This is a genomic window from Deltaproteobacteria bacterium (assembly GCA_019309045.1).
Taxonomy (GTDB): Bacteria; Desulfobacterota; Syntrophobacteria; order BM002; family BM002; genus JAFDGZ01.
In genome coordinates, this window is sequence record JAFDGZ010000128.1 from 1 (window position 1) to 6,483 (window position 6,483).

Consider the following 6,483-nt stretch of genomic DNA (forward strand, 5'->3'; position numbering starts at 1 on the left):
TCCTTCAACGCATCAGCAGCATACCGTGTGCCATAGCCGGCTGGGCGCAATGTAAGGAATTAACCTGAACCTGTCAAGCGGCTGGCGGGTATAAGGATCGGCTTACGGCCAGGGTCACGAGGCCCGTTTCGGCTGCCGGCCACGGCTCTCGGTTGATACACTTAGCAGGGAGAACCTCATGGAAAAAACGTCGTGGTGTGATGGCAGGAATGACTGCGGAGCAAAGAACATTCGGAGCCACCCACAACTCATTTTGGGAAGCTCGGCTACGGCTACGGTTACGAGGCCCGTTTCGGCTCTCGGCTACGTCTTCCGGCAAATCCAATTAGCCCGCAAGACTCATGAAGAAAACCTCGTGCCGTGACGGCAGGAATGACTGCGGAGCAAAGAACATTCGGAGCCACCGACAACTCATTAACCGCTACGAGAAGAGCCGAGGTTGATATGACAACATGATTTGCCTATAGGTCAACTGAGGCTGCCTGAATTGCGCGACTATGTTCTTTGCGGAGCAGGCCTTCCTGCCAAGCACTTCCGCCCAAGGAGCCCGGCTGCGGCTACTGCTACGATGCCCGTTTCGGCTGGCGGAGACGTTGTTCGCCTCTTTCTCCGTTGCTGTGACCCGTTCACTTTCGCGGCAAGATGCCGCTCCCACGATTATCGGCTCTCGTCCACGGCTTTCGGCCAATCTTGACCCAGAACAAAGGTCAAAGAGAAAAGCTCTCCTAGTGGGCCGGCACGATTATCGGCTCTCGTCCACGGCTTTCGGCCAATCTTGACCCAGAACAAAGGTCAAAGAGAAAAGCTCTCCTAGTGGGCCGGCAGGAATGCTTGCGGAGCAAAGAACATTCGGAGCAACCGACAACTCATTAACCGCTACCAGAAGAGCCGAGGTTGATGTGAAAACATAACTTACCTATAGGTCAACTGAGGCTACCTGGAATTTGCGACTATGTTCTTTGCGGAGCAGGCCTACCTGCCAAGCACCTCCGCCCGGGGAACTCGGCTACGGCAAGCGGTCAATCATCAAAGGCTTGCGAAACCCGGCAGCCACGGGATATAATGGCAGTCGTCCAAACTGCCCTCTATTCAGACATCGGAGGTTTGAGAGAATCAGCGGAGACTGGCTGGCACTTTATCTTGCTGCATCTCCTTGCTGCATTCCTTTCAAGGTCTTTCTACCGAGCTCCTTATGCGGAATTTACCAACCATTCTAACAAAAACCGAGCAGGTAAAGCCAAATTCGTTTGCCCTGCTGGCGCTGCCCAGGGGAAGCACCAGGAAAGGAGGAAATCTATGAAAGCTTGGCAGGATTACATGGAGAGCAAACTCAGGATGGTCATGTACCTGGCAGCAATTCTTGTTCTATTCAGCCTGCAGCCGGCCGGGCTGGGCTACGCAGCGAACCTGTTCGTTACCACCGCTGGCAGCGGCACTGCCTGCACCCAACCGCAGCCCTGCAGTCTGCAGACAGCTCTCAGCAAGGCCAGCTCCGGAGATGCTATTTACGTGGCTGCCGGCACCTACACCGGCACAGGAGACAATGTGGTGGAGCTGAGCCAGGATATTCTGCTCTATGGCGGCTGGGACGGGGCCTCTTCAGGTCCGCTCGCCAGAAATCCCAAGCTTCATGTCACCGTGCTGGACGGTGAAGATGCTCGCCGGGTCGTCTACATCGCCCAGGGCGCTTCTCCCACCATCGACGGCTTCACCATCACCCGTGGAAACGCCACAGGATTAATAACAGACTGCTCGGGCTCTGGCGGCAAACCAGATGGCTGTGGAGGCGGCATATTTGCCTACCAGGCCAGCCCCTCCATAACAAACAACCTGATTACAGCCAACGTGGCCACCTACACGACGCAAGGATATCCCACTGCCACCACCGGCTATGGCGGCGGCATCTATCTGAGGGCGTGCACTGGCGCTCTGGTCTCGGACAACACCATCTCGGAAAACATTGCCAGCAAGGCCAACCTGGGTCAAGGGGGCGGCATATACTTTTATGGCTATGATCAAACGTCGGCCATTCTTGACAACAAAATTATCGACAACGTGGGGACCACCACAACCGATGCCGGCTGGGGCGGCGGTGTAAGTATCGCCTCCAGTCATTTACCGGTGAAAGGCAACACTATCGAGGGCAATGTCGCCTCCAAAGGAGGCAGTTCTCAGGGCAGCGGCCTGTATCAGTGGCAAGGTTCGGCGCCCATACAGGAAAACACCATAGCAGGCAACTCCAGGGGGTCAGCGGTGTATCTGGGCCACAGCTATTCCACTGTGGAGCGGAACTACATATGGGACAATGACGTTGACGAAGCGATAAGGCTGCTCGCCTCCCCTAACGGCAAGAATGTCACACTGGTGAACAATGTGGTGGTCGGAAGCGGCCTTTATGTGGTCTATGCAGAGGGCCATGAGACCCAGCCGCTGTCAGCGGTTCTCAAGCACAACACCCTGGTGGCGGCTGCGGCCTCGTATGGCGTTTATGCAATTGACCACGCCACCATAACCATGATCAACAACATTGTCACGGGCTGTGCGGTTTCAGGGAATTATGTGGCAGACGGCACCAGCAGCATTGCCGCAGACCACAACCTCTTTTACGACAATGCGGCTGACGGCGAAAGGGGCACCAATCCTGTTGACGGCAATCCCCTCTTCAGGAATGCCGCCGGCTTAGACTATCGCCTCCGGGCTGGCTCGGCTGCCATTGATGCAGGCACTGACGCCGGCATCACCATCGACGTGGAAGGCAGGCCCCGTCCCATGAAGATGGGCTACGACATCGGCGCCTACGAGCTGGCATCCGGCTTTACTCCGGGAATAAATATGCTGCTGCTTGATAACTGAAGGCCAGACTCTCTCGTGGCGGTTGAAAAAGCCCCCACTATTAGCAGACTGATATCACCATTGCCTGATCAACGGGTTGCAGTGCTGCCATCTGCCGCTGCCTGTAGAAAATGGCGCAAGTTTTGCAGAGCATTTCAGATCGCGTTGCCCACTATGCCAGTAAACAATAACTGCAGGTGCCGGGCTGTGAGCAGCTGATCCTGCGCTGTAAAATCAAGAGACAGGTGAGATAATGCATCCACAAGGAGTTCTTTGCATCCCAGATTGAAGCATTTCAGGGACTTGCAATTCGCCAGGAGAATATGGCATGGTAATCCCAAAGTCGATTTTCAGAGTACCTTGACAGTAATTGCTACTTGACAAGAGAAAATTTATGTGCTTTAAGTGACGTAGTTGTTGAATAAATGCTGCCTTCATACAGTGTGTTGAGCAAGAATCGCCGTTGCCCTGGGCTTTGGGTATTAATGATGATGAGATATCTTTTCTTCGTGCTCAGCCTCTCTTCGCGTCAAAGGAATGCCAGTATTCTCAGCCAAGGTTACCGTCCTGCTTTGATGCACGGCAGGTGTTTGAAGAACGGATGAAAGGGAGTGATTTTTTAAGAAAAAGTAATTATTTTATGGCAGTTTGTTTCTGTTATTAATGCTAGATTATAAGTTGAGTCTATTTTTGGCTGAAGTATTGAGGGAAAAAAGTTATCCTTACCAAGAGGAGGTGCCTTATGAAAGCTAGGGTTGTCGTTGGACTAATTGCTGCCTTTAGTCTTATTATCTTTTTTTCAGCACAAGCGAATGCAGCTTACAAGTTTTATACCTGCACGGTTGAACACGCAGGATATAATGTCAGTACCGGTGACGTACAGATCAAACTTAAACCAAACGGAAAGTCGACGGCTAAACTATTCTATGTTTCAGACACCAATGGGGATGCCGTACAGAATCGCTTTCTTGCTGTCGCAATTGCAGCTATCAGCAGCGGTTGTCAGGTAGCAGCAAGCATCGATTGGGAATCACCCGGTGAAATACAGATGATCAGACTTGTGGCTCCGTGACCAAGCTAACTCCATAATATATAAAGGCACCGATGTTGCGATTTAGCTTTCACTACAGTTTTGGCTAGCTGAAAAGCACTCGAAAGCTATTTTGGACCAAAACTAAGAATACTTGGAATCACCATTTTGGGCCGGGCAAAGCCTGGCCCAAAATGCATTGACAGATGGTTGGTCAACAAGGGCAGACCAGTTGAAGTATGGGGCTGTTAATAGCTGGTGATTGCGCCTGGGCATACAGATGTGCAATTCTAGGCCTCAACCTGCAGCTCAGAACATGCCTTGTGCGGCTCCCAGAACCCACTGGCCTCAGGTTTACTCCAATGGACTGCCCCCTCCCTAGTCTAGAATCTCCAGCATAAGCATCGGGGTTGATATTGCGAAGGGCGGGGTTTGATAGCTCTCCCAATCGTTCAGGAATTGCTTCGTGTCAAGAAAGGTGCGCAGGGAGTCATCCCTTGTAAAGAGATGGTTAAAGCGCAGGTCCAGGTAGCCCTCCTCCAGGTTGGTGAGATTCGCCAGCTCTGCCGGAATGCGGCCCATAAGCTCGTTTGATTGCAGCTCCAACCGCTCCAGTCCTGTCAGTTTACCCAGCTCCCTTGGTATGGGTCCTCTCAGCCGGTTGTGGTTCAGAAGAAGATATTCAAGATTGCTCAGATTGCCCAGCACCGTTGGAATACTGCCTTCCAGCTGGTTGTAAGCAAGATCGAGCCGTTGAAGATTGTTCAGCTTGCCCAGGGATGTTGGAATGACGCCATCCAGATGGTTGCTGTACAAATAAAGGGATCGGACCTTGCCAAGCCCCTCCAGTGCAGAGGGGATGCTGCCAGTTAGCTGGTTAGAGCTCAGAGAAAAATAATCAACTTTGCTCAGATTGCCCAGCGCCGCTGGGATGCCGCCAGTTAGCTGGTTAAGCCCCAGAGAAAGGTATTCAAGATTGCTCAGATTGCCCAGCTCAGCAGGAATGCTGCCAGTTAGCTGGTTGAGCCCCAGATTAAGGTATTCAAGATTGCTGAAACCGCCTAGAGACAGAGGGATGCCGCCGGAAAGCTGGTTATCGTACAAATCAAGAACTACAAGATTGTCCAGATCTCCCAGTTCAGCAGGCAGGCTGCCCTCCAGGTTGTTGTCAGACAAAGATATGTGTGTAACTGTGTCATTGCCGCCGATGCTTTCCACCATCACCCCGTGCCAACCACTTTCGCTGCCTGGTTCTGCAAAGCCGTCTGCTGCCAGCGGCGGGGCTTTCCAGTTGCTGTTGTCAGTCCAACTGTCACCATTGGTGCTGTTGTAAAGGGCGATGAGGGCCGCACGCTCCGCAGCTGGGATGTCAGCCCATACCCTGGATACGCCAACGAGAGCAGAGAGTATTGCCACCATCAGCGCAACATAGAGGTAGTTCCTCATCACTTTCTCCTTCCCGCCGCCACACAAACTTATGGCTGCCACATGCCCTTCTTGTTGTAACCTGCAATCCATTACTCGCAATACTTCAGCCATAGTTGGCATCTACCCACTGGCCCTGGGCACCCCTCACTCCCCTACTGAAGCAACTCCAACATAAGCGTGGGCGTTGCAGGCGAGAAAGGCGGCGTCTGACAACTCTCCCAATCGCCGCCAACCTGCTTCGTGTTGAGAAAATTGCGCAGGGAGTCATCCCTTGTAAACAGATGGTTGTCGCACAAGTCAAGGCCGCTTCCGTCCTGCAGACCTGTCAGATTCGACAGTTCTGCCGGAATTCGGCCCATAAGTCCGTTAGAGTGCAGATCGAGCTGCTGAAGTGACGAAAGGTTTCCCAATTCCCGTGGTATCCTCCCTGATAGCTTGTTATTATTGAGATAAAGCCTCCGGATAATGCTGAGATTCCCCAGTGCAGCAGGGATTGTGCCACTCAGTTGATTGTTATGCAGATAACAATACTGAAGATCGGTGAGATTGCTCAGGGTAGCAGGAATGCTTCCCGTCAGCTGGTTGTCGTTCAGATTGAGGTAAAAAACCTCGCTCAGATTGCCTAGCTCAGCCGGCAACGTACCCTTCAGATTGTTGGAGTATAAATTTATCTGTACCACCCTGGGACTGACTGGATCGGTACTGACGGTCACTCCGTGCCAACCACTTTCGCTGCCTGGTTGGGCAAAGCCGTCTGGCGCCAGCGGCGGCTCTTTCCAGCCGTAGTTACTGGTCCAATTGTCTCCATCAGTGCTGTCATAGAGAGCAATGAGCGCTTCTCTTTCTTCAGTGGGAATTGTCCCAGCCCACCCTCGGGGCACTATAGTCAGGCCAGCAAATATTGCCAAGACCAGTGGAACGTAGAGGTAGTTTTTCATGGCTCCCTCCTTCGGCCCAATCATGTTACCTACATTCATATCCAGGAATCTCCCTCATGAGATGCTGCAAATCAAAATCTCCATTCGTAAGTCAACAGAGCACTGCTTTCGAAAATGGCCGACAAGGTCAGATCATCGTTGATTATACTGTCATAATGCTGCCTTGAGTGTCAACGTTTCGATAATGACGGACCCGGGACCACATTCCTGACGAGCCGCTGCTGCCAGCAGGCAAGGTCTGAGGGCCTTTCGAGG

The 6,483-nt window shown here is 52.5% G+C and carries 4 protein-coding genes; 2 read left to right on the forward strand and 2 right to left on the reverse strand.

Annotated features, from left to right (window positions below; all coding sequences use genetic code 11):
• The first annotated feature begins 1,296 nt into the window (after positions 1-1,296).
• Both JRI89_16250 and JRI89_16255 read left to right on the forward strand, forming a co-directional pair.
• The gene (locus JRI89_16250) at positions 1,297-2,853 is read left to right on the forward strand and encodes a right-handed parallel beta-helix repeat-containing protein (protein MBW2072786.1); all 1,557 of its coding nucleotides are present in this window, start codon (positions 1,297-1,299) and stop codon (positions 2,851-2,853) included.
• A 721-nt stretch (positions 2,854-3,574) separates the two neighbouring features.
• Complete coding sequence (locus JRI89_16255) at positions 3,575-3,904, forward strand: hypothetical protein (protein MBW2072787.1); 330 nt, start codon at positions 3,575-3,577, stop codon at positions 3,902-3,904.
• 336 nt (positions 3,905-4,240) lie between these two features.
• Here JRI89_16255 and JRI89_16260 read toward each other — a convergent pair whose 3' ends face one another.
• Positions 4,241-5,308, reverse strand: a complete 1,068-nt coding sequence (locus JRI89_16260; GenBank protein MBW2072788.1) for a hypothetical protein — start codon at positions 5,306-5,308, stop codon at positions 4,241-4,243.
• 134 nt (positions 5,309-5,442) lie between these two features.
• Positions 5,443-6,228 (reverse strand): hypothetical protein, encoded by a 786-nt coding sequence (locus JRI89_16265; GenBank protein ID MBW2072789.1) that lies wholly within the window; start codon positions 6,226-6,228, stop codon positions 5,443-5,445.
• Positions 6,229-6,483 lie beyond the last annotated feature (255 nt).